Here is a 21,749-nt window from a genome sequence, read left to right as displayed (position 1 = left end):
ACCCATGGTATCAGGCCAGCCGCATGCCCCGTATGGCTGACCTGGAGATTGCCGATTAGCGCGCGTTATTTTTGCAGTCGGTTCACGCGAACAAGCGGTTCCTTCGCTTTCTTGTCCAGACTACCGTTAATGTTGATCATTTGATCCGGCTGAACTTCCCGCCCATCAAATACGACGGAAGGAATTATCACGTTAATCTCGCCGGACTTATCACGAAATACATAGCGATCGTCGCCTTTATGATCAATAAGGTTGCCGCGCAGCGAAACGGTCGCGCCATCATGCAGGGTTTTTGCCTGTTCGATGGTCATTTTTTCTGCATCATCCGTACCACGATAACCATCCTCAATAGCATGAGGCGGCGGCGGTGCCACGTCTTTTTTTAATCCCCCTTGATCATCCGCTAGCGCGTAAGGCATTATCAGAAAACTTAAAAATGCAGCCACCTGTAGTTTCATGCTCTCTCCTTAATAACGTCTATTTGACGTATTAAGTCTGGCCGCTATTTTTAGTTTTTACAAACATGAATTTATCCGCAGAATATTAAGCAATAAAATCAACCCATCCGGATTAATATGCAACCGACATCAGCGCCGGTGAGCGCGAAAGCGTAACGGCGTAATAGTTAACTTGCCACATAGCTGAAGTCATATGTATCAACGTCTGGATAGCAATTCAGAATAATCGGCTTTATTTTTTGAGGATAATGGCCTTACGCATAATCAATGACAGTCATCGCCGTAAGAAAGTAAGCAAGATATGCAACAGCGGGTTTGTTGGTAAGTGGATAAAATAATCATTCACTGACAATGTCATAAAATAAATATGCCATACTTGAGAAGAACGAACAGATTTCTTTTGTCTCTGGTAACGGAAAAATAAACGATGAGATTAGAACAGCACGATATTGTCACCCTTGATGAAGCCGAATCCGTCGATAGCCTGACAAAAAAACTTGGTGATTTACTGGTTAACCAGAAACTCCGTCTAACCACTGCAGAATCCTGCACTGGCGGGAAACTGGCTTCAGCATTGTGCGCAGCAGAAGATACGCCCTCATTTTACGGTGTGGGTTATGTCACCTTTACTGATGAAGCCAAAGCAAAAATCTTACGCGTACAACGCCACAGTCTTGCCGAACATACCGCCGTCAGCGAAGCGGTTGTTACTGAAATGGCACAGGGCGCTAAGGATCAGGCTGAGGTCAATATCAGCATAGCGATCAGCGGCTATGGCGGGCCGGAAGGCGGCGAAGATGGCACGCCGGCGGGCACCGTTTGGTTTGCCTGGAATATTAACAATACAACTTTTACAAGCCGACAACATTTCAACGGAGATTGTCAGGAAGTATTGGAAAAATGCGTACGCTTCGCCCTCGCTGAATTGCTTTTTCTGTTAACGAAGAAAGCATAAACAATAATTTCATCTGACCGGTCAGAATAACTCCCGGTCAGAATAAAAAAATGCGAGCCTATGGCCCGCATCGTATGCGCAATATTTCAGAATATATTTACGAAATATCAGGAGTAAAATTAATTGCCGGATTTCCGTCCGCCACTGTGGCTGTTCTGGCCACCTTTTTTACCCGCTTCAGATGCACGCTGTGGGTCGTTTTTAAAGTTCCCACCGCTATGCTGGCCGCCTTTACGACCTGCTTCTGAGGCTTTCTCTTTATCTTCTGCAAAATTACCGGAACCGCCGCGATGTTCTGCCATAATATAATCCTCATGATGATGTTGCGTTTTAAATATGATATGTCTTCTCATATCATGTGATACAGATTCTAAATCTAGTCGCCCTGTGCGCAGTGTCAAATTCATTTCTGCATTATTTACATAACGCCGACACATGGCGGAAAATATATTTTTTGAAAACATCAACAGCGAAGCGGTAATAAATCTTTGGCAATCAAGCCACCACGGGAAAATAAGTAGAAAAATCCGAATGCACGCCCTTGTTATATTCAGACAACTTAACCCCATAAATTTAACTGGCTGTCATCAGAAGTGCAGGATTCATTTTCAGGCGGTTGTTCGACAGAGCCGAACAACCGTATCAGCTTAGCGATCGAGCCCACGATATTGCAACATGGGGTCAATATGCGGTTCATGTCCACGCCAGGCTGAATAAAGCGTTTCTAAATCAGTACTATTCCCCCGGGAAAGGATAGCATCACGAAAACGCTGCCCGTTTTCACGCGTCAGGCCGCCCTGCTCTACAAACCATTGATAACCGTCATCCGCTAACATTTGCGTCCAAAGATAGGCGTAGTATCCCGCTGCGTAGCCGCCGCCGAAGATATGGGCAAAATAACTGCTGCGATAGCGGGGCGGCACTGCCGGTAAATCAAGATGCTCGGCGGCCAGCGCCTGCTGCTCGAACTCAGCGACAGACTGCTCTGCTACGCTCTCCTCCAGCATATGCCAGCGCATATCCAGCAATGCGGCGCCGAGCAATTCAGTCATATCGTAACCTTTATTAAATAAACTCGCCTTGCGCATTCTTTCCTGTAAATCAGCAGGCATTTTTTCACCGCTGTCGACATGACGCGCGTAGCGTTCGAACACACGTGGATGGCTCGCCCAATGCTCATTAATCTGGGAGGGAAACTCGACAAAGTCGCGGGGCGTATTGGTACCTGAAAGCGTGGCATAGCGCTGGACGGCAAACAAACCATGTAACGTATGACCAAACTCATGGAAGAGCGTAATAACGTCGTCCCAAAGCAGTAATGCAGGCTGCCCATCAACCGGTTTCTGATAGTTACATACATTGTATATAACGGGCCGGGTTTCATTGAGTGTGGATTGCTCGACAAAATTCCCCATCCACGCGCCGCCGCTTTTCGAGTCCCGCGCGAAGAAGTCGCCATAAAATAACGCCATGCCGACACCATCGGAATCGAAAATCTCCCACACCCGAACATCAGGGTGATACACCGGAATGTCAAAACGCTCGACGAAGGTGATGCCGAATAGCTGGTTGGCGGTCCAGAAAACCCCCTCTTGCAACACCGTATTTAAGGCAAAATAGGGCTTCAGTTGCGCTTCATCTAACGCATATTTTTCCCGCCGTACCTGTTCGGCATAGAACATCCAGTCCCAGGCCTGAACGGTGTAGCCGCCCTGCTCACCATCAATGATGTTCTGAATTTCCGCCTGTTCATTGAGTACACGCTGACGCGCTGGCGGCACAATGCCACGCATAAAGCTCAGTGCGGCTTGCGGCGTTTTCGCCATCTGATCGGCCATTTTCCATGCGGCATAATTGGGGAAACCCAGCAGTTTTGCCTGACAGCGACGAATCTCTACCAGACGCTGAACGATAGCGCGGGTATCGTGGGCATCTCCTTTTTCCGCCCGAGTCCATGACGCTGCGAATAAATTTTCGCGGGTCTGGCGATCGCGCAGCGTAGCAAGCGCAGGCTGTTGCGTCGTATTAAGGAGCGGAATGAACCAGCGCTCCTCCAGGCCTTTTTCACGCGCCGCTTCGGCAGCGACGGTCATTTCTTCCGGGCTTAATCCTGCCAGGCAATGCGCGTCATCTACCGCCAGCCCGCCCGCTTTACTTGCCGCCAGCAGACGCTGATTAAACTGACTCATTAAGGTCGCGGATTCAGTATTCAATACCTTCAGTCGCGCTTTATCCTCTTCGGCAAGCTGCGCGCCTGCCAACACAAAACGCTGATGGATCACATCGACCAACCGTAGCGACTCATCATCCAGCCCCAGTGAGTGACGCTGTTGCCAGACGGCATCCACGCGAGCGAATAACGCGCTATTCAGATAAATATCGTTGGAGAGCGCCGCCAGCTCGGCAGAAAAGGTCTCATCCAACCGCTGGAGTTCATCGTTAGTGTGCGCAGCCGTCATCGCGAAAAAAACGCTGGTGACGCGTGACAGAAGCGCCCCGCTTTGCTCCAGCGCCAGAAGCGTATTCGTAAAGTCAGGGGCCGCCGGATGATTGACGATGGCCTCGATTTCCACGCGTTTTTGCCGCACGCCTTCATCAAAAGCAGGACGATAATGGCAATCTTTGATCCGATCAAAACGCGGTGCCTGATAGGGCAACATACTCTGGTCTAACAAAGGATTCGTCGACATTTTTCACTCCTGAAAATAGGTTGATCATAAGAGTAAGCTTCCCCCTATGCTGACCGCAACCGTGTTAACCAGGATTACCCTTTCATAAACGCCGCGTGCTATGGTAATACAACACAAAAAGCGTTGAGGAACTGTGTGATGATCGTTTTAGTAACTGGAGCAACCGCAGGGTTTGGCGAGTGCATTGCACGTCGTTTTGTTGAGAATGGACATAAAGTCATTGCCACGGGACGTCGTCATGAACGCCTGCAAGCGTTAAAAGATGAGCTTGGCGAGAACGTATTGACCACCCAACTGGACGTGCGCAACCGCGCGGCCATCGAAGAGATGATGGCCTCTCTGCCTGCGCAGTGGCGCGATATTGATGTGCTGGTCAATAACGCCGGTCTGGCGCTGGGTCTTGAACCGGCGCATAAAGCCAGCGTAGAAGACTGGGAAACTATGATCGATACTAATAATAAAGGCTTAATTTATATGACCCGCGCCGTGCTGCCAGGAATGGTCGAACGTAATCGCGGTCATATCATTAACATCGGTTCAACCGCCGGCAGTTGGCCTTATGCTGGTGGCAATGTCTATGGCGCGACGAAAGCCTTTGTGCGCCAGTTTAGCCTGAATTTGCGCACGGATTTACACGGCACGGCGGTTCGCGTGACCGACATTGAACCGGGTCTGGTTGGCGGTACCGAGTTTTCCAGCGTCCGTTTCAAAGGCGACGATGAGAAAGCGGGTAAAACCTACGAAAATACCACCGCGCTCACGCCAGAAGACATTACCGAAGCGGTATGGTGGGTGGCCACACTCCCCGCGCATGTGAATATTAATACCGTTGAAATGATGCCTGTTACCCAATCCTTCGCAGGGCTCAGCGTCCACCGTAGCTAAGGGGTTATACCCGGTCTGCGGGCCGGGTAATCCCTGGCAAACGTATCTGCAACCAGAAACATGATCGGTATAGACCACCACGGAAAAGTGGTAGAGTATCCGGGTCAACCGCCTAAAAAGTAAGAATGAATGACCGTCGAAACGCAGCTTAACCCTACACAGCCTGTCAACCAGCAAATTTACCGTATTCTTCGGCGTGATATCGTGCATTGTCTGATCCCGCCTGGCACGCCGCTATCAGAAAAAGAGGTCTCAACCCGTTTTAACGTTTCGCGTCAACCGGTGCGCGAGGCTTTTATAAAGCTGGCGGAAAATGGGTTGATTCAGATCCGCCCTCAGCGCGGTAGTTATGTGAATAAGATTTCGCTTTCTCAGGTACAGAATGGCTGTTTTGTACGGCAGGCGATCGAATGCGCGGTGGTCCGCCGTGCGGCGGCGATGATCACCGACAACCAGTGCTATCAACTGGCGCAAAACCTGCACCTGCAACATATTGCCATCGAGCGCAAACAGATTGATGATTTTTTCCAGCTTGATGACGATTTCCACCAAAAGCTGGCGCAGATCGCCGATTGCCAGTTAGCGTGGGATACCATTGAAAATATCAAAGCGACAATCGACCGGGTTCGCTATATGAGTCTGGATCATGTTTCTCCGCCGGAGATGTTGCTGCGCCAGCACCATGATATTTTCTCCGCGCTGGAAAATCGTGACGGCAATGCGGTTGAGAGCGCAATGACCCAGCATTTGCAAGAAATTAGCGAATCCGTTCAGCTTATCCGTCAGGAAAACAGCGGCTGGTTTAGCGAAGAGTAACTCCCTTTAACGTCGGGGTGAGACGCCTTCTTCGCTTTCTCACCCTGCACATTCCCGCCTAAAAAGCCGTGAGCTTGATCAAAAACAAAAAAAATTCGCAACGATAAGCGTATTTATATGTCGCCCGTCATGCGGGGAAACCTGCGGGCTTTGGCAGTAAGTTTGAAAGGAGAAAACACCATGATGACATACGATCGTAACCGTAACGCAATCACTACCGGTAGCCGGGTCATGATAAGCGGCACGGGTCATACCGGGATTATCAAAGCCATTGAGAGCGAAGGTCTGGATGCAGGTCAAATTCGCCGCGGCAAAACGGTGATTGTCGAAGGTTGTGAAGGTAAATTCGCGCCGGTCGAACTGATTCGTCTTGGCATGAACTGATACCACTGGCCGCTAATAACCGCTCCGGCCTTCCCGGTAGCATAATGCTACCGGGTCTCTGTTGCGCTACTTCAACCGCTCGGCATATTTCGCCACGCTCGCTTTCGCGCCATATGTCAGTAAACTGTCATAGGCTTCTTGCACTTTTTGCGTAAACCGCGCCGCCTGCGGCAAATCGTTGCCGAAAATTTCTGCCATTCCCAGCAGCGCCTTAACACGACTGGCGCCTTCTTCACTGTTTGCCACGGCGCGCTGAATAACCGGCAATAGCGGATCGCTAATGTCGATGGCCTTGCCCTGCTCATCCACGCCGCCAACGTAACGCATCCACCCCGCCACGCCCAGCGCCAGCAAATCAAAATCGCTATGATTAGCAAGATGCCAGCGAACGGAGTCCAGCATACGCTGCGGAAGTTTCTGGCTACCATCCATCGCTATCTGCCAGGTACGATGACGCAGCGCCGGATTACGGTAACGCGCAATCAACTGATCGGCATAACGCTGTAAATCTACCCCCTGGACTTTCAGCGTGGGCGCCTGCTCGCGTAACATTAACACCTGCGCGGTCAGACGATAGTTGTCGTCAGCCATGCAGTCATTAATATGCTGATAGCCGGCAAGATACCCCAGATAAGCCAGGAATGAATGACTGCCGTTAAGCATTCGCAGTTTCATCTCTTCAAACGGAACCACGTCGGCGACCAACGTCGCGCCCGCGTTTTCCCACTGCGGACGCCCCGCCACAAACGTATCTTCTATCACCCACTGACGAAACGGTTCACAGGCAACGCCCGCCGGATCGCGCACGCCGGTCAGTTGTTCGATTTTATCCAGCGTCTCCGGCGTGACCGCAGGGACAATCCGATCAACCATGGTTGACGGAAATGTCACGTTTTGCTCGATCCATATCGCCAGTTCCGCATCCACCTCCCGGGCGTAAGCCGTCACAACCTGACGCGTCACATGCCCATTTTCCGGCATGTTATCGCAGGACATCACGGTAAATGCCGGTAAGCCTGCGGCTTTACGACGTGCTAACGCTTCGACAATAATACCCGGTGCCGTTAGCGGTTGATGCGGATTTTGCAGGTCGGCTGCAATCATGGGATGCTCCAGCAGAAGTTGGCCCGTGGCTGGCGAATGACAATACCCTTTTTCGGTAATAGTCAGAGACACAATCGCTATTTGCGGTTCGCACATCGCCGCCAGCACACGTTCCAGACCATCAACCTGAACATGCAACGCCGCTTTGACGACGCCCACCACACGCGCCGTCCAGGCATCCGCCGACATCTCCGCCACGGTATAGAGGTTATCCTGCTGCTTTAGATCGGCAATCTGCTGTTCGCCGCCAATAAGATTAACCTCATAATAGCCCCAGTCGCTATGCTGCTCCGCAGCCAGAATATCTGTATAAACCCCCTGATGCGCGCGATGAAACGCGCCAAAACCGAGATGGACCATCCGCGCCACCAGCGCCGCGCGATCGTAATCAGGAAGCGTCGCCTTTGCCGATAAAAGCCTGTTTTGCATTTTATAACCTCTATATTCTGAAAGCGGAACAGTCGCAGAGTAACGCCTGCCCTGGTACATTTGGATTTACGCTAATTAAACAAAAGTGACCGGGCAGCATGGCCGAAACCGCATTAGCGTTCCGGCCATACCGTCGACACGATTTAACTCGTCTGGGTTGCGGAGTGGCGTAACTTCTCTGCCGCTGTCGCTTCCGCCGCATCCTCAGGCAAACTCAGGTCGCGATCTCTGACCTCCGGCATCAACAGCGCAGAAATCAGACCAATACACGAGTAGAGCACCAGCATAATTAAGATGGGCAGCCAGGAATCGGTCATGTTACAAAAGATCCCCGCAAGAACAGGGCCAAAGCCGACCGCCACCAGGCCTCCTGCCTCTTTTGAAATCGCCATCCGGGTGAAGCGATTACGCGATCCGAAAATTTCCGCCATGGTGATGTTTTCCAGCGCAAATAATCCCAGCACGGCAAAGTTATGAATAACAATGAGCGCCGCCATAATTACGCCAGGGCTATACGTTTTATCTACCACAATAGACAGCATCGGCCAGGCGAGGATAATCGCGGAGATATTCAATATTATATACGGCAGCCGACGACCGTATTTATCGGACAACCACCCCAAGAGTGGGATAGTGATAAAACCAATTACGGAACTTATCATTAACGCATCGGTTGGGATAGATTTGTTAAATAATAACGTCTGAACTAAATATCCGGCAAGGAAGGTTTGAATAAGCCCCGAATTCCCAGCTTGTCCAAAACGTAAACCGGTGGCCAGCCAGAAAGATTTGCTGGTAAACATCGCGCCCAATGTATTTTCTGACGCAGGCGTTAACGCTGGCGATTTTTCGCCTTCGCTTACTTTTTCGAATACCGGACTTTCTTTCAGATTCATTCGCAGCCAGATCGCGAATATCATGACAACGACGCTCGCCAGGAAAGGAATACGCCATCCCCAGGCGATCAGCTGTTCGCGTTCAAGCGCAAAGAACATCACCGCCCAGATCGCCGTCGCGCTCAACGTACCGCAGTTGGTGCCCATCGCAACCAGCGAGGAAATGATGCCACGCTTTCCTTTCGGCGCATACTCGGCCAGCATGGTACCCGCGCCGGAAATTTCCGCCCCGGCGCCCAGCCCCTGTATAATTCGCAATGTCACCAGTAATACTGGCGCAAAAATGCCGATTTGCGCATACGTCGGCAGTACGCCAATCAGCGTGGTGCAGATCCCCATCATGGTGATGGTAATAAACAATACTTTTTTTCGTCCGATGCGGTCGCCCATTTTACCAAAAACAAAGGCGCCGATAATTCTGGCTATATAACCTGCACCATAGGTGCCCATTGCCAGAATAAGCGCCATCGCGGCAGACTGTTCCGGGAAAAATATCTCATGGAAGACCAGAGCCGCGCCTAGTGAATATAACTGAAAATCCATAAATTCAAGCGCGGTGCCTAACCAGCCAGATACGGCAGCGCGCACTAAATCCTGAGTCGATCGTTCATGCTTTATTTGTGTCATATAGGCAATCTCTAAGAGGTAAGATGCGTACCACTTACTCGCAATTATTTATATTATTTCGCAAACGTGAGTAAGACTTTGCAGCATTGACGCTGGTCTTTCTCGAAAAGCTCAATCGCGTCGGTGACATGTTGATAATCAAATGTATGCGTTATCAGCTTATCCGGATCAATAAGCCCTTTATTCAGCCAGTCAATCACGACCGGGAATTTATTGGCATTAAGACGCGATGAATAAATAGCCAGCTCTTTTCCGGTAATACCCTGCTGTACAATCTCACACGGGTCGCTGGAAAATCCCATCAGGACAATGCGTGCCGCAGGCGATGCAAGGGTAATCGCCTCTTGCAGGATAGCGGGATGACAGGCGGCATCGACAATCAAGGTCGGTTTTAGCGCCTTCTGCTGTAGAAATTCCGCCAGTGAATGTTGACCATTATTGAGGGTCCAGTCAGCGCCGCTCTGCTTCGCCATCGCTAAACGCTCTTCAATGCGATCAACGACTATGACCGTTTTAACCTGATAAACCCCCTTCAGCGCCTGTACGGTCGTCAGTCCCATCGGGCCAGCGCCATAGATAAGCGCCACGTCCTGCTCGGTTGGATTCACCTGCCCCGTCACATTTGCCGCAATGGTAAACGGCTCAACCATGACGGCATGATGATCTGCGATGTTGTCCGGTATGCGATGAGCATTACGGGCCGGCGCCACCGCATACTCGCTGAAACCGCCGTCACGATGCACGCCCAGCACCACCAGCGAGGTACACACATTGGGTTTACCGACTGAACAAGGGTAACAATGCCCGCAACTGATCACCGGATCGACGGATACCCGTTCTCCTATCCGGTCGTGATTGACGTTGTCGCCTACCGCGTCGATGACACCGAAAAATTCATGGCCTATGACACGGGGATATTTTGCAAAGGGATTATGTCCCCTATAAATATGACTGTCGGAACCGCAGATACCCGCCAGTTTCACTTTAATACGAACTTCACCCGGCGCAGGCTGCGGAAGCGCGCGCGTTTCGATAGTTAATGTATTCGGTTTTTCGATTACGATGCTTTTCATTTTTCGCTCCTTACCAGTTCCACAGTGTGCCGTCTTCCAGGCGGGCCACCGGCAAATAGGCTGGATCGTACGGATATTTCGCCGCCAGTTTTTCATCGAACTCAATGCCCAGTCCTGGCTTGTCGCCCGGATGCATATAGCCGCCCTCGAACGTCCAGTTATGCGGGAAAACCTCCAGCATCTGTTCGGAGTAGCCCATAAACTCCTGCACGCCAAAGTTAGGCACCCACAGGTCGAAATGTAATGCAGCGGCCATACAAACCGGCGACAGATCGGACGGCCCATGCGAACCGGTACGCACCTGGTAGAGCGAGGCAAAATCGGCAATGCGGCGCATCCCGGTAATACCACCGGCATGGGTAAGCGTGGTGCGGATATAGTCAATCAATTGCTCTTCAATGAGCTGTTTGCAATCCCAGATACTGTTAAAGACTTCGCCTACGGCAATCGGCGTGACCGTATGCTGGCGGATGAGGCGGAAGCACGCCTGATTTTCAGCCGGCGTCGGGTCTTCCATCCAGAACAAACGATAGTCTTCAATACATTTGCCAAAGCGGGCAGCCTCAATAGGCGTCAGCCGATGATGCATATCGTGCAGAAGATGTTCATTAAAACCGAACGTATTACGCACGGCGTCAAACAGCTTTGGCGTAAAATCGAGATACTTTTCCGTTGACCACAATTGTTCTTCCGGCCACTGGCCTTTTGTCGCGGGCTCATAGGCCAGCCCCTTGCCTTTCGCCATGCCGTAGGTGGTTTTCATCCCCGGAACGCCGCACTGCACGCGGATTGCTTTGAACCCTTGCTCTTTATGACGCGCGTAGTCTTCCAGCACATCGTCGATGGTGTGGCCTGTGGTATGGCAATACACCATGACGCCTTCACGCGAAGCGCCGCCGAGTAACTGATACAACGGCATATTGGCGGCTTTGGCTTTAATATCCCATAGCGCCATATCAACCGCGGAAATGGCGGACATGGTGACAGGGCCACGGCGCCAGTACGCGCCTTTGTAGAAGAACTGCCAGATATCTTCGATGCGGCGAGCATCCCGCCCGATGAGCTGTGGGCACAGGTGATCGGTAAGGTACGAGGCCACCGGGAGCTCGCGTCCGTTCAGGGTGGCATCCCCCAGACCGGTGATCCCGTCTTCCGTGGTTATCTTTAAGGTGACGAAGTTACGCCCTGGACACGTAACAAAAACTTCAGCCCCTACAATCTTCATTTTTATTCCTTACATCGCATTATGGGATGCAGGAAATTTACCCAACTGAGCTACTACCATACAAGTATATTGATGTAAAAAGCGCTACCAGATCACAAAATGTTCTGGTCGCGAGGCAATGTTACGTACGTCCCCATCCGACGACGATAATCAGCATTCCACACAGCGCGATCAGCGCGCCGCACCAGTCATAAACCGTGAGCCGGACGCCATCGACAACACGTAACCACAGGAGCGCAGTACAGACATATACCCCACCGTAAGCCGCATAAACCCGCCCACTCGCCGCCGGATGCAAGGTCAAAAGCCAGACGAATAACGCAAGTGACGCGGCGGCGGGCAGAAGCCACCACACGCTGGCGCCGCGCTTAAGCCATAGCCAGGGAAGAAAACATCCAATGATTTCACAGAGGGCGGTGACAAAGAAAAGCAGAGTCGTCTTTAGCATGAGATTCATTTGGTTACGAAATGATAAGTAATAATACAACAGAATATCGTTACGGTTATCCGGCCATTCTTGTGTATATGCCAGGCATAAGGATTGGTGTAGAATTTACAGGTGGTTTACCGCTTTTTCCCCTCTAATGAAAGGATGTTGTGATGAACAATACGCTGAGCAAACGCCTGTGCCTGACGGCAATGCTTACGTTGGCGGCCGTTGTATATACTACTTCCGCATTCGCTGAAACCAGTAAACTGGTGATTGAATCGGGAGATAGCGCACAAAGTCGTCAGGAAGCGGCGATGGAAAAGGAACAATGGAACGACACTCGCAGTCTGCGTCAGAAAGTGAATACCCGCGCAGAAAAAGAGTGGGACAAAGCCGATGCCGCCTTTGATAACCGCGATAAATGCGAGCAAAGCGCCAACATCAACGCCTATTGGGAGCCCAATACGCTGCGGTGTCTGGATCGTCGTACAGGTCGCGTTATTACGCCCTGATGCAGGATAACTAAAAGGAAGTGTAAGGATACAGTATGACAAGTGACTACAAGGTCAGACTGCGCCCGCTTGAGCGTGAAGATTTACGATTTGTCCACCAGCTTGATAATAATGCCAGCGTTATGCGTTACTGGTTTGAAGAGCCGTATGAGGCTTTTGTCGAACTGTCGGATCTCTACGACAAACACATCCACGACCAAAGCGAACGGCGCTTTGTCGTCGAATGCGATGGTGAAAACGCCGGGCTGGTGGAACTGGTGGAAATTAACCATGTGCATCGGCGGGCGGAATTTCAGATTATTATCTCGCCGGAGTACCAGGGAAAAGGCCTGGCGTCACGCGCGGCCAAACTGGCGATGGATTACGGATTTACCGTACTCAATCTCTATAAATTGTATTTGATCGTCGATAAAGAGAATGAAAAAGCGATTCACATCTACCGTAAACTCGGGTTTAGAGTAGAAGGCGAGCTGATTCATGAGTTCTTCATTAACGGCGAATACCGTAACACCATCCGCATGTGTATCTTCCAGCAGCAGTATCTGGATGAACATAAAACGTCCGGTTCTACGCTCCTGAAACCCACCGCGCAGTAAACGCGGCGCGGTAGTCACGGAGAGTCGCACCGCGCCCGGTTTAGTAGTAATCGATACGATTTTTAATGGTGTAATGGTGGGACACTGCCGGCTTAACGCTCTCATCGACGATAACAAGCCGGCAGTCAACAGGGTTCGCGTACGCATCATATTCGCAGCTCTGTGTGACGTTGCCGACCTGTCGATCATCCACCCGGCTGACTGCCGTGTAATCCAGCTTTTTACGCGGGTCCGCGGAGGGTTTTGCCGTCACAGAGAGCGTATTCTGCGAGTTTATGGTTGTCTTACCTAACGGATAGCCTTCGCTATCATAACGGTACTCGACCTTCATCTCTTTGCCCGTCGCCGATACCACAAAACCGTTGTCGTTCGTTTCCCAGGTCACACCCGCCGAAGGCAACGCCGCCAGCTGGCACTTCCCCTGTAACTGCACCTTTTTTTCCAGCGTCTGAGCATCCCGGTAATAATTGGCATCCAGCACGAGCGCCAGCCCCGTATTATTCTCCAGATCGTGTAACTCAAGCGTATCAAAACAGCCTTCCTGTGAAAGCGTACCGGTGACCTGCTTCGCCACTTCGCCATTCTCACTCATCAATGTCTGGCTGAAATCCTTTACCGGACCACGTAATGGATCAAAATCAAATTCGTTCGAAAAACTGGCCATTTCCGGCGTAAAAGACTCAAGGGATTTCGGGTTATCACAACCTGCCAGTATTATGCACAATAACGTCAGTAAAAGGGGTTTCTTCACGCGTGTCACCAGGATGAAAAGATATTTATCATCATATTAGCAAATACAGTTATTTACACGAAAAATGCTAAGCTTAGAACATCGTCATTAATCACAGGAGTTCATGATGAAAATCGCAACTGCAATAGCCGCTCTGGCGTTAGTCAGCGCCCCCTCGCTGGTGATGGCGGCACCGGGATCGTGCGAGAGAGTAAAAAGCGATATTGAACAACGTATCATCAATAACGGCGTGCCGGCGGATAATTTTACGCTCACTATTGTTCCTAACGACCAGGCCGATCAGCCGGACTCACAGGTGGTGGGCCATTGCGCGAACGACACGCATAAAATTCTTTATACCCGCACCAGCAGCGGCAATGCGCCAGCCAATACCTCTCCCGCTCAGGACGGTTCATCCGCCGAACCGCAATAACCTCCTCCTGCCCTCCGGGTCCGGAGGGTAACGCTCTTTGACATGGATTAATAATCCTTACTCCCAAAGGGGTAAACTCATTACATCATTAGCATGTTAATAATTTCGTTATAGTTATCAATATATAGCGAAATAATAACGACAATGGAGTGAGTGATGCCCGGAGAAAAGCAACAAACAGGCGTTAGCCGCAGGACGTTAGTGAAATCAGCGGCGCTTGGCTCACTGGCGCTGGCTGCCGGAGGCGTATCTTTACCGTTTGGGATGCGTACCGCGGCCGCGGCGGTGCAGCAGGCTATGCGCAACGAAGAAGATAAAATCGTCTGGGGCGCCTGTTCGGTCAACTGCGGCAGTCGCTGCGCCCTGCGTCTGCATGTAAAAGATAATGAAGTCTGGTGGGTTGAAACTGATAACACTGGCGACGATGTCTACGGCAATCATCAGGTTCGCGCCTGTCTGCGGGGCCGTTCAATCCGTCGGCGCATTAACCATCCGGATCGCCTTAACTATCCCATGAAACGCGTTGGCCGCCGCGGCGAAGGCAAATTTGAACGCATTAGCTGGCAGGAAGCGCTGGACACCATTAGCGCCAGCCTGAAAAAGACCGTAGAGACCTACGGCAATGAAGCCGTTTATATCCACTATTCATCCGGCATCGTAGGCGGCAACATAACCCGCTCGTCGCCTGCCGCCTCGCCGGTGAAGCGTTTGATGAACTGCTACGGCGGTTCGTTGAATCAATACGGCTCATACAGTACCGCGCAAATTTCTTGCGCCATGCCCTACACCTATGGCTCCAACGACGGCAACAGCACGTCTGATATCGAAAACAGTAAACTGGTGGTCATGTTCGGCAATAATCCGGCTGAAACACGCATGAGCGGCGGCGGCATTACCTGGTTTCTGGAGCAAGCGCGTGAACGCTCAAATGCGCGCATGATCGTGATAGATCCGCGCTATACCGATACCGCTGCCGGACGTGAAGACGAGTGGATACCGATTCGCCCCGGCACCGACGCCGCGCTGGTGGCGGGAATAGCCTGGGTATTGATTAACGAAAATCTCGTTGACCAGCCTTTTCTCGACAACTATTGCATCGGCTACGATGAAAAGACCCTTCCGGCTGACGCGCCCCCCAATGGCCATTATAAGGCTTATATTTTGGGCCAGGGCGAGGACGGTATCGCCAAAACGCCGCAGTGGGCATCGCATATTACCGGCATCCCCGCCGATCGGATTATCAAACTGGCGCGCGAGATAGGCAGCGTCAAGCCGGCCTACATCTGTCAGGGTTGGGGCCCGCAGCGTCAGGCGAACGGCGAACAAACCGCTCGCGCCATCGCCATGTTACCGATTCTGACCGGTAACGTCGGCATTCATGGCGGTAATAGCGGCGCACGCGAATCCACTTACACCATTACCATTGAACGTCTGCCGGTCCTGGAGAATCCCGTTAAAACCGCCATCTCCTGCTTTAGCTGGACGGACGCCATTGCGCGCGGCCCGGAAATGACTGCCCTGCGCGACGGCGTACGTGGCAAAGATAAGCTGGATGTCCCGATCAAATTTCTATGGAACTACGCTGGCAACACCCTGATTAATCAGCATTCGGATATTAATAAAACCCATGAAATTCTTCAGGATGAAGCAAAATGCGAAATGATTGTGGTCATCGACAATTTTATGACCTCTTCCGCGAAGTACGCCGATATTTTACTGCCGGATCTCATGACCGTCGAACAGGAAGATATCATCCCCAATGATTACGCCGGCAATATGGGATATCTGATTTTTATCCAACCGGCGACGACGCCTAAGTTCGAGCGCAAGCCCATCTACTGGGTACTCAGCGAAATCGCCAAACGCCTCGGCGACGATGTGTATCAGCGGTTTACCGAAGGCCGTACACAGGCGCAATGGCTGCAATATCTGTACGCCAAAATGCAGGCAAGAGATCCGGCATTGCCCGCGTATGACGAGCTGAAAAAAATGGGCATCTATAAACGCAAAGATCCCAACGGCCATTTTGTCGCCTATAAAAAATTTCGTGAAGATCCGCAGGCCAATCCGTTAAAAACGCCGTCCGGTAAAATCGAAATCTACTCAAGCAAACTCGCTCACATCGCCAGTACCTGGGAGCTGGCGGAAGGCGACGTGATAAGCCCACTGCCGATTTATACCCCTACTTTTGAAGGATGGGACGATCCGAAGCGGAGCACCTTCCCGCTACAGCTGTTTGGCTTTCACTATAAATCCCGTACCCATTCAAGCTACGGCAATATTGATGTTCTGCAGGCCGCCTGTCGCCAGGAGGTGTGGATAAATCCGCTCGATGCGCAAAAACGCGGTATCGCGAATGGCGATAAGGTTCGCGTCTTTAACGATCGTGGAGAGGTGCGTCTACCCGCCAAAGTCACGCCGCGTATTCTGCCGGGCGTCAGCGCGATGGGTCAGGGCGCATGGCATAATGCGGATATGGCTGGCGATAAAATTGACCACAGCGCCTGCATCAATACGCTCACGACGCTGCGTCCTTCCCCCCTGGCAAAAGGGAATCCTCAACATACAAATCTGGTGGAAATCGAAAAAATCTAAGCCGCCTGCTCCGGGACGTTTTTACGCGCCCGGAGCTCCCCGTTTTGCGAACACAACAACATTTAAAACTCTTTTTTTTTGGATGAGCATAGTGAGCTGTTATGAAAATCACCAACCCTGAGGCATTAATGGCGGCCAGTATCAGCCGACGAAGCCTGGTGAAAAACTCTGCTATCGGTAGCCTTGCGCTTGCCAGTAGCGCCTTCACCCTTCCGTTCTCCCGCATCGCCCACGCCGCAGCAGACCTCGCATCTGGCAATGTGGCAGAAAAAGCGGTCTGGAGTTCATGTACCGTTAACTGCGGCAGCCGCTGCCTGCTGCGCCTGCACGTAAAAGATGACACCGTATATTGGGTTGAGTCGGATACCACGGGCAACGATGAATATGGCAACCATCAGGTACGTGCCTGCCTGCGTGGTCGCTCTATTCGTCGCCGGATGAATCATCCCGATCGCCTGAAATATCCGATGAAACGCGTTGGTAAACGTGGAGAAGGCAAATTCGAACGTATCAGTTGGGATGAAGCGTTGGATACCATCGGCGATAACCTGAAACGTATCCTCAAGGATTACGGCAACGAAGCGGTACATGTGCTTTACGGTACCGGCGTGGACGGCGGCAATATTACCAATTCTAACGTACCGTATCGCCTGATGAATGCCTGCGGCGGCTATCTCAGCCGTTACGGTAGCTACAGCACCGCCCAAATCAGCGCGGCCATGAGCTATATGTTCGGCGGCAACGACGGCAACAGTCCGGATGATATCGCCAATACAAAACTGGTGGTGATGTTTGGCAATAACCCCGCGGAAACACGTATGAGCGGCGGCGGCGTGACATACTATGTCGAACAGGCGCGCGAACGCTCCAACGCCCGGATGATCGTGATTGACCCGCGTTATAACGACACTGCCGCCGGCCGCGAAGACGAGTGGCTGCCGATTCGCCCAGGTACCGATGGCGCGCTGGCGGCGGCAATCGGCTGGGTGCTGATTACCGAAGATCTTATTGATAAACCGTTTCTGGATAAATACTGCATCGGCTACGACGAAACCACTCTGCCCGCCTCGGCCCCGCGTAACGCGCACTATAAAGCCTATATTTTGGGTCAGGGCGAAGACGGTATTGCTAAAACGCCGCAATGGGCCGCGCAGATTACCAGTATTCCGGCGGAAAAAATCATTCAACTGGCGCGGGAAATCGGCTCGGCGAAACCGGCTTACATTTGCCAGGGCTGGGGACCGCAACGCCACTCTAACGGGGAGCAGACCGCACGCGCAATCGCCATGTTGTCTGTACTCACCGGTAACGTCGGCATAAATGGCGGTAATTCCGGCGTGCGCGAAGGCACCTGGGATCTGGGCGTCGAATGGTTTTCTATGCTGGAGAACCCGGTAAAAACCCAGATTTCGGTCTTTACCTGGACCGACGCTATCGATCATGGCGCGGAAATGACCGCCACACGCGACGGCGTGCGGGGAAAAGACAAGCTCGACGTGCCGATCAAATTTTTGTGGTGCTACGCCAGTAATACGCTGATCAATCAGCATGGCGATATCGCCCACACCCACGAGGTGCTTCAGGACGACAGTAAATGTGAAATGATCGTCGGCATCGAGCACTTTATGACCGCGTCGGCAAAATATTGCGACATTCTGCTGCCTGATTTAATGCCGACCGAGCAGGAAGATCTGATTTCCCACGAATCCGCAGGCAATATGGGCTATGTCATTCTTGGTCAGCCCGCCACCTCGCCGAAATTTGAAAGAAAGCCCATTTACTGGACGCTCAGTGAAGTGGCTAAACGGCTTGGTCCGGACGTATACCAGACCTTCACAGAAGGCCGCACGCAGCATGAGTGGGTCAAATACCTGCACGCAAAAACCAAAGCGCGTAACCCGGAAATGCCGGATTACGAAGAGATGAAACAGACAGGGATTTTCAAGAAAAAATGCCCGGAGGAGCACTACGTCGCTTTCCGCGCCTTCCGCGAAGACCCTGCCGCCAACCCACTGAAAACGCCGTCCGGTAAAATCGAAATCTATTCCGAGCGTCTGGCAACCCTCGCCAACACGTGGGAGCTGAAGAAAGATGAGATTATCCATCCTTTACCCGCCTATACGCCAGGCTTTGACGGTTGGGACGATCCGCTTCGTCAGCGCTACCCGCTACAGCTAACCGGCTTCCACTATAAAGCGCGTACCCACTCCAGCTACGGCAATATAGACGTCCTGCAACAGGCGTGTCCGCAGGAGATCTGGATCAACCCGATTGATGCGCAAGCGCGCGGCATTCAGCACGGCGACACCGTGCGGGTCTTTAACCAGAATGGAGAGATGCTCATTCCGGCAAAAGTCACGCCGCGCATATTGCCTGGCGTCACCGCTATCGGCCAGGGTGCCTGGTTAAATGCCGACATGTTTGGCGACAAAGTCGATCGCGGCGGCTCCATTAACATTCTGACGTCGCACCGGCCTTCCCCACTGGCGAAAGGTAATCCGTCACACAGTAATCTTGTTCAGGTTGAAAAGGCGTAAGGAGTAACCGATGACAACCCAGTATGGATTTTTTATTGATTCCAGTCGTTGCACCGGTTGCAAAACCTGCGAACTGGCCTGCAAGGACTACAAAGATTTGACCCCGGATGTCAGCTTCCGCCGCATTTATGAGTATGCGGGCGGCGACTGGCAGGAAGATAACGGCGTCTGGCACCAGAACGTCTTTGCCTATTATCTCTCCATTTCATGCAACCACTGCGAAGACCCGGCCTGTACCAAAGTCTGCCCGAGCGGCGCGATGCACAAGCGCGATGACGGTTTTGTGGTGGTGAACGAAGAGGTCTGTATCGGCTGCCGCTACTGCCACATGGCCTGCCCGTACGGCGCGCCGCAGTACAACGCCGCCAAAGGTCATATGACCAAGTGCGACGGCTGTCATGATCGCGTCGCCGACGGCAAAAAGCCGATTTGCGTGGAGTCCTGCCCGCTGCGGGCGCTGGACTTTGGCCCGATAGACGAACTGCGCAAAAAACACGGAGAGCTGGCTGCCGTCGCGCCGTTGCCGCGCGCGCATTTCACGAAGCCGAATATTGTGATTAAACCCAACGCCAACAGCCGCCCGACCGGGGACACTACCGGTTATCTGGCCAATCCGAAGGAGGTATAAGATGGGAAGTGGATGGCATGAATGGCCGTTGATGATCTTCACGGTCTTTGGTCAGTGCGTGGTCGGTGCGTTAATCGTTAGCGGACTGGGCTGGCTGACGGCAAAAGACGATACCATCGCCCGTCAGCGCATCGTGCGCAGCATGTTTTTTCTGTGGCTGGTGATGGGACTGGGATTCCTCGCGTCGATTATGCATCTCGGCTCGCCGATGCGCGCGTTTAACTCGCTTAACCGCGTAGGCGCTTCCGCACTGAGTAATGAAATCGCCGCAGGATCGGTGTTCTTTGCCGTAGGCGGCATCTGGTGGCTGGTGGCGGTACTCGGTAAAATGCCCCCGGCGCTGGGTAAAGTGTGGCTGCTGGTCAGTATGGCGCTCGGCATTGCATTCATCTGGGCAATGACGCTCGTTTATCAGATAGATACCGTGCCAACCTGGTATAATGGCTACACCACGCTGGCCTTTTTCCTCACGGCATTCCTGTGCGGCCCGGTGTTTGCGGCGCTACTGCTACGCATCGCGCGCGTCCCATTTTGCAGCGTGACGTTTGCCAGTATTAGCGGCCTGGCATTGGTGGTGTGCGTGGCGGTCATCGTACTACAAGGACTGTCTCTCTCAACCATTCACAGTTCCGTGCAACAGGCCAGCCATCTCGCACCGGATTACGGTATGCTACAGGTCTGGCGCATTGTCTTGCTTGCTGCCGGATTAGGCTGCTGGCTATGTCCGCTAATCCGTCGCCGCGAACCGCATACCGTTGGTTTGCTGCTCGGTGTCGTGCTGGTGCTGGCAGGCGAAATTATTGGCCGCGGACTTTTTTATGGCCTGCATATGACCGTAGGTATGGCCGTCGCAGGTTAATTTATGCGTGCGGGGCGACCCGCACCTTTCGGGATTGTTTGAATGACCACTTTTTTACAACGTGATGATTTTGCAGTAACGGCGCGTGTTCTTGGCGCGTTGTTTTATTATTCGCCGGAAAGCCACGAAACCGCTCCTCTGGTTCAGGCGCTATTAACCGACGACTGGCAGGCGCAGTGGCCGCTTGATGCCGAGGCGCTTGCGCCTGTGGCGGCTATGTTTAAGACCCATAGCGAAGAGTCGTTGCCACAGGCCTGGCAGCGTCTGTTTATCGGCCCTTACGCTCTGCCGTCTCCGCCGTGGGGTTCCGTCTGGCTGGATCGTGAGAGCGTATTATTTGGCGATTCTACGCTGGCGCTACGTCAGTGGATGCGCGAAAACGGGATTCAGTTTGAAATGCAGCAAAACGAGCCAGAAGATCATTTTGGGTCGCTGTTGCTGCTGGCGGCCTGGCTTGCCGAGAATGACCGTCATCATGAATGCGAACAACTCCTGGCCTGGCATCTGTTTCCGTGGTCGTCCCGCTTTCTGGACGTATTTATCGATCATGCCGGGCATCCGTTTTATCAGGCGTTGGGGCAACTGGCGCGTCTGACGCTGGCGCAATGGCAAGCTCAACTCATTATTCCCGTCGCTGTAAAACCGTTATTCCGTTAATCCCCACAAAAGGCAGGATTTTACCTGCCTTTTCTCCCATTGCGGCCTATTTTTATCTACAAAAAGTGACAACGTCACACCACGCTTCTATTTTTAAGATAATTCTTTATCGTGAATGTTCACGCTAAGCCGTATAAGGGCAAAGCATAATTGTTAATAGATGTTTAACAGTGTTATACATCACGCTCCGCTGGAATCCTTCCCAACGTGTTGCTATAGCTCAAAGCACC

The 21,749-nt window shown here is 52.2% G+C and carries 21 protein-coding genes; 12 read left to right on the top strand and 9 right to left on the bottom strand.

Features of this window, described 5'->3' with window-relative positions:
* Window positions 1-65 precede the first annotated feature (65 nt).
* Window positions 66-458 carry a YdeI family stress tolerance OB fold protein gene (locus ACLJZ5_RS01170; RefSeq protein WP_410958868.1) on the bottom strand — a complete coding sequence of 131 codons (393 nt, stop codon included), beginning with the start codon at window positions 456-458 and terminating at the stop codon, window positions 66-68.
* Between the two features lie 427 nt (window positions 459-885).
* Between ACLJZ5_RS01170 and ACLJZ5_RS01165 the strand changes: the two genes are divergently transcribed.
* Complete coding sequence (locus ACLJZ5_RS01165) at window positions 886-1,413, top strand: 2-oxo-tetronate isomerase (protein WP_001235357.1); 528 nt, start codon at window positions 886-888, stop codon at window positions 1,411-1,413.
* A gap of 119 nt (window positions 1,414-1,532) precedes the next feature.
* Here the strand turns inward: ACLJZ5_RS01165 and ACLJZ5_RS01160 are convergent, their stop codons facing one another.
* Window positions 1,533-1,715 carry a general stress protein gene (locus ACLJZ5_RS01160; protein ID WP_000807642.1) on the bottom strand — a complete coding sequence of 61 codons (183 nt, stop codon included), beginning with the start codon at window positions 1,713-1,715 and terminating at the stop codon, window positions 1,533-1,535.
* A 345-nt stretch (window positions 1,716-2,060) separates the two neighbouring features.
* Window positions 2,061-4,103: a peptidyl-dipeptidase Dcp gene (gene dcp, locus ACLJZ5_RS01155; RefSeq protein WP_024798470.1), complete on the bottom strand. Its 2,043-nt coding sequence runs from the start codon at window positions 4,101-4,103 to the stop codon at window positions 2,061-2,063.
* A gap of 138 nt (window positions 4,104-4,241) precedes the next feature.
* On the opposite strand from dcp, the gene ydfG reads away from it, so the two are divergent.
* The 3 genes from ydfG (at window position 4,242) to ydfZ (ending at window position 6,188) form a co-directional block, all read left to right on the top strand.
* Window positions 4,242-4,988: a bifunctional NADP-dependent 3-hydroxy acid dehydrogenase/3-hydroxypropionate dehydrogenase YdfG gene (gene ydfG, locus ACLJZ5_RS01150; protein WP_024798471.1), complete on the top strand. Its 747-nt coding sequence runs from the start codon at window positions 4,242-4,244 to the stop codon at window positions 4,986-4,988.
* A 129-nt stretch (window positions 4,989-5,117) separates the two neighbouring features.
* Window positions 5,118-5,804, top strand: a complete 687-nt coding sequence (locus ACLJZ5_RS01145; RefSeq protein WP_000215563.1) for a GntR family transcriptional regulator — start codon at window positions 5,118-5,120, stop codon at window positions 5,802-5,804.
* A gap of 180 nt (window positions 5,805-5,984) precedes the next feature.
* A complete protein-coding gene (gene ydfZ, locus ACLJZ5_RS01140; RefSeq protein ID WP_000989267.1) occupies window positions 5,985-6,188 on the top strand; it encodes a putative selenium delivery protein YdfZ in 204 nt (67 codons plus the stop codon).
* A gap of 66 nt (window positions 6,189-6,254) precedes the next feature.
* Here the strand turns inward: ydfZ and ACLJZ5_RS01135 are convergent, their stop codons facing one another.
* The 5 genes from ACLJZ5_RS01135 to ACLJZ5_RS01115 form a co-directional block, all read right to left on the bottom strand.
* The gene (locus tag ACLJZ5_RS01135) at window positions 6,255-7,721 is read right to left on the bottom strand and encodes a mannitol dehydrogenase family protein (protein WP_024798485.1); all 1,467 of its coding nucleotides are present in this window, start codon (window positions 7,719-7,721) and stop codon (window positions 6,255-6,257) included.
* 143 nt (window positions 7,722-7,864) lie between these two features.
* Window positions 7,865-9,244: an MFS transporter gene (locus tag ACLJZ5_RS01130; RefSeq protein ID WP_000192118.1), complete on the bottom strand. Its 1,380-nt coding sequence runs from the start codon at window positions 9,242-9,244 to the stop codon at window positions 7,865-7,867.
* 53 nt (window positions 9,245-9,297) lie between these two features.
* Entirely contained in the window at window positions 9,298-10,317 is a 1,020-nt protein-coding gene (locus tag ACLJZ5_RS01125; RefSeq protein ID WP_000836487.1) for a Zn-dependent oxidoreductase, read from the bottom strand.
* Window positions 10,318-10,327: 10 nt separating this feature from the next.
* Complete coding sequence (rspA, locus tag ACLJZ5_RS01120; protein ID WP_000706264.1) at window positions 10,328-11,542, bottom strand: starvation-sensing protein RspA; 1,215 nt, start codon at window positions 11,540-11,542, stop codon at window positions 10,328-10,330.
* Window positions 11,543-11,663: 121 nt separating this feature from the next.
* The gene (locus ACLJZ5_RS01115; protein WP_000921389.1) at window positions 11,664-11,990 is read right to left on the bottom strand and encodes a YnfA family protein; all 327 of its coding nucleotides are present in this window, start codon (window positions 11,988-11,990) and stop codon (window positions 11,664-11,666) included.
* A 152-nt stretch (window positions 11,991-12,142) separates the two neighbouring features.
* Here ACLJZ5_RS01115 and ACLJZ5_RS01110 point away from each other — a divergent pair, with 152 nt between their 5' ends.
* Window positions 12,143-12,484 (top strand): DUF1283 family protein, encoded by a 342-nt coding sequence (locus ACLJZ5_RS01110; protein ID WP_001066440.1) that lies wholly within the window; start codon window positions 12,143-12,145, stop codon window positions 12,482-12,484.
* A 35-nt stretch (window positions 12,485-12,519) separates the two neighbouring features.
* Complete coding sequence (gene speG / locus ACLJZ5_RS01105; protein ID WP_000199997.1) at window positions 12,520-13,080, top strand: spermidine N1-acetyltransferase; 561 nt, start codon at window positions 12,520-12,522, stop codon at window positions 13,078-13,080.
* A 40-nt stretch (window positions 13,081-13,120) separates the two neighbouring features.
* On the opposite strand, the gene ACLJZ5_RS01100 is transcribed toward speG, so the two are convergent.
* On the bottom strand, window positions 13,121-13,831 hold the full coding sequence (locus tag ACLJZ5_RS01100) for a YnfC family lipoprotein (RefSeq protein ID WP_024798367.1): 711 nt from the start codon (window positions 13,829-13,831) through the stop codon (window positions 13,121-13,123).
* A gap of 103 nt (window positions 13,832-13,934) precedes the next feature.
* Here ACLJZ5_RS01100 and ACLJZ5_RS01095 point away from each other — a divergent pair, with 103 nt between their 5' ends.
* The 6 genes from ACLJZ5_RS01095 to dmsD all read left to right on the top strand — a co-directional run bounded on the left by ACLJZ5_RS01095 (window position 13,935) and on the right by dmsD (window position 21,519).
* Complete coding sequence (locus tag ACLJZ5_RS01095; RefSeq protein WP_000975516.1) at window positions 13,935-14,243, top strand: DUF1161 domain-containing protein; 309 nt, start codon at window positions 13,935-13,937, stop codon at window positions 14,241-14,243.
* Between the two features lie 156 nt (window positions 14,244-14,399).
* The gene (gene ynfE / locus ACLJZ5_RS01090) at window positions 14,400-16,838 is read left to right on the top strand and encodes a selenate/tellurate reductase subunit YnfE (protein ID WP_024798368.1); all 2,439 of its coding nucleotides are present in this window, start codon (window positions 14,400-14,402) and stop codon (window positions 16,836-16,838) included.
* 101 nt (window positions 16,839-16,939) lie between these two features.
* Window positions 16,940-19,375, top strand: coding sequence for a selenate/tellurate reductase subunit YnfF (ynfF, locus tag ACLJZ5_RS01085; protein WP_024798369.1), 2,436 nt, complete (start codon window positions 16,940-16,942; stop codon window positions 19,373-19,375).
* A gap of 10 nt (window positions 19,376-19,385) precedes the next feature.
* A complete protein-coding gene (gene dmsB, locus ACLJZ5_RS01080) occupies window positions 19,386-20,003 on the top strand; it encodes a dimethylsulfoxide reductase iron-sulfur subunit DmsB (RefSeq protein ID WP_000213062.1) in 618 nt (205 codons plus the stop codon).
* Between the two features lies 1 nt (window position 20,004).
* Window positions 20,005-20,862, top strand: a complete 858-nt coding sequence (locus tag ACLJZ5_RS01075) for a dimethyl sulfoxide reductase anchor subunit family protein (protein WP_000534695.1) — start codon at window positions 20,005-20,007, stop codon at window positions 20,860-20,862.
* A gap of 42 nt (window positions 20,863-20,904) precedes the next feature.
* Window positions 20,905-21,519: a Tat proofreading chaperone DmsD gene (gene dmsD / locus ACLJZ5_RS01070; RefSeq protein ID WP_000206565.1), complete on the top strand. Its 615-nt coding sequence runs from the start codon at window positions 20,905-20,907 to the stop codon at window positions 21,517-21,519.
* Window positions 21,520-21,749 lie beyond the last annotated feature (230 nt).

Origin of the sequence: Salmonella sp. 5800 (assembly GCF_046558195.1) — a bacterium.
Taxonomy (GTDB): Bacteria; Pseudomonadota; Gammaproteobacteria; order Enterobacterales; family Enterobacteriaceae; genus Salmonella; species Salmonella enterica.
Note: the sequence above shows the minus strand (reverse complement) of the source record. Positions and strands in the feature narration are given on the sequence as shown.

Coding starts and splice junctions, on each gene's coding strand:
- ACLJZ5_RS01170 (WP_410958868.1), bottom strand. CDS start 458: ATGAAACTACAGGTGGCTGCATTTTTAAGTTTTCTGATAATGCCTTAC.
- ACLJZ5_RS01165 (WP_001235357.1), top strand. CDS start 886: ATGAGATTAGAACAGCACGATATTGTCACCCTTGATGAAGCCGAATCC.
- ACLJZ5_RS01160 (WP_000807642.1), bottom strand. CDS start 1,715: ATGGCAGAACATCGCGGCGGTTCCGGTAATTTTGCAGAAGATAAAGAG.
- dcp (WP_024798470.1), bottom strand. CDS start 4,103: ATGTCGACGAATCCTTTGTTAGACCAGAGTATGTTGCCCTATCAGGCA.
- ydfG (WP_024798471.1), top strand. CDS start 4,242: ATGATCGTTTTAGTAACTGGAGCAACCGCAGGGTTTGGCGAGTGCATT.
- ACLJZ5_RS01145 (WP_000215563.1), top strand. CDS start 5,118: ATGACCGTCGAAACGCAGCTTAACCCTACACAGCCTGTCAACCAGCAA.
- ydfZ (WP_000989267.1), top strand. CDS start 5,985: ATGATGACATACGATCGTAACCGTAACGCAATCACTACCGGTAGCCGG.
- ACLJZ5_RS01135 (WP_024798485.1), bottom strand. CDS start 7,721: ATGCAAAACAGGCTTTTATCGGCAAAGGCGACGCTTCCTGATTACGAT.
- ACLJZ5_RS01130 (WP_000192118.1), bottom strand. CDS start 9,244: ATGACACAAATAAAGCATGAACGATCGACTCAGGATTTAGTGCGCGCT.
- ACLJZ5_RS01125 (WP_000836487.1), bottom strand. CDS start 10,317: ATGAAAAGCATCGTAATCGAAAAACCGAATACATTAACTATCGAAACG.
- rspA (WP_000706264.1), bottom strand. CDS start 11,542: ATGAAGATTGTAGGGGCTGAAGTTTTTGTTACGTGTCCAGGGCGTAAC.
- ACLJZ5_RS01115 (WP_000921389.1), bottom strand. CDS start 11,990: ATGCTAAAGACGACTCTGCTTTTCTTTGTCACCGCCCTCTGTGAAATC.
- ACLJZ5_RS01110 (WP_001066440.1), top strand. CDS start 12,143: ATGAACAATACGCTGAGCAAACGCCTGTGCCTGACGGCAATGCTTACG.
- speG (WP_000199997.1), top strand. CDS start 12,520: ATGACAAGTGACTACAAGGTCAGACTGCGCCCGCTTGAGCGTGAAGAT.
- ACLJZ5_RS01095 (WP_000975516.1), top strand. CDS start 13,935: ATGATGAAAATCGCAACTGCAATAGCCGCTCTGGCGTTAGTCAGCGCC.
- ynfE (WP_024798368.1), top strand. CDS start 14,400: ATGCCCGGAGAAAAGCAACAAACAGGCGTTAGCCGCAGGACGTTAGTG.
- ynfF (WP_024798369.1), top strand. CDS start 16,940: ATGAAAATCACCAACCCTGAGGCATTAATGGCGGCCAGTATCAGCCGA.
- dmsB (WP_000213062.1), top strand. CDS start 19,386: ATGACAACCCAGTATGGATTTTTTATTGATTCCAGTCGTTGCACCGGT.
- ACLJZ5_RS01075 (WP_000534695.1), top strand. CDS start 20,005: ATGGGAAGTGGATGGCATGAATGGCCGTTGATGATCTTCACGGTCTTT.
- dmsD (WP_000206565.1), top strand. CDS start 20,905: ATGACCACTTTTTTACAACGTGATGATTTTGCAGTAACGGCGCGTGTT.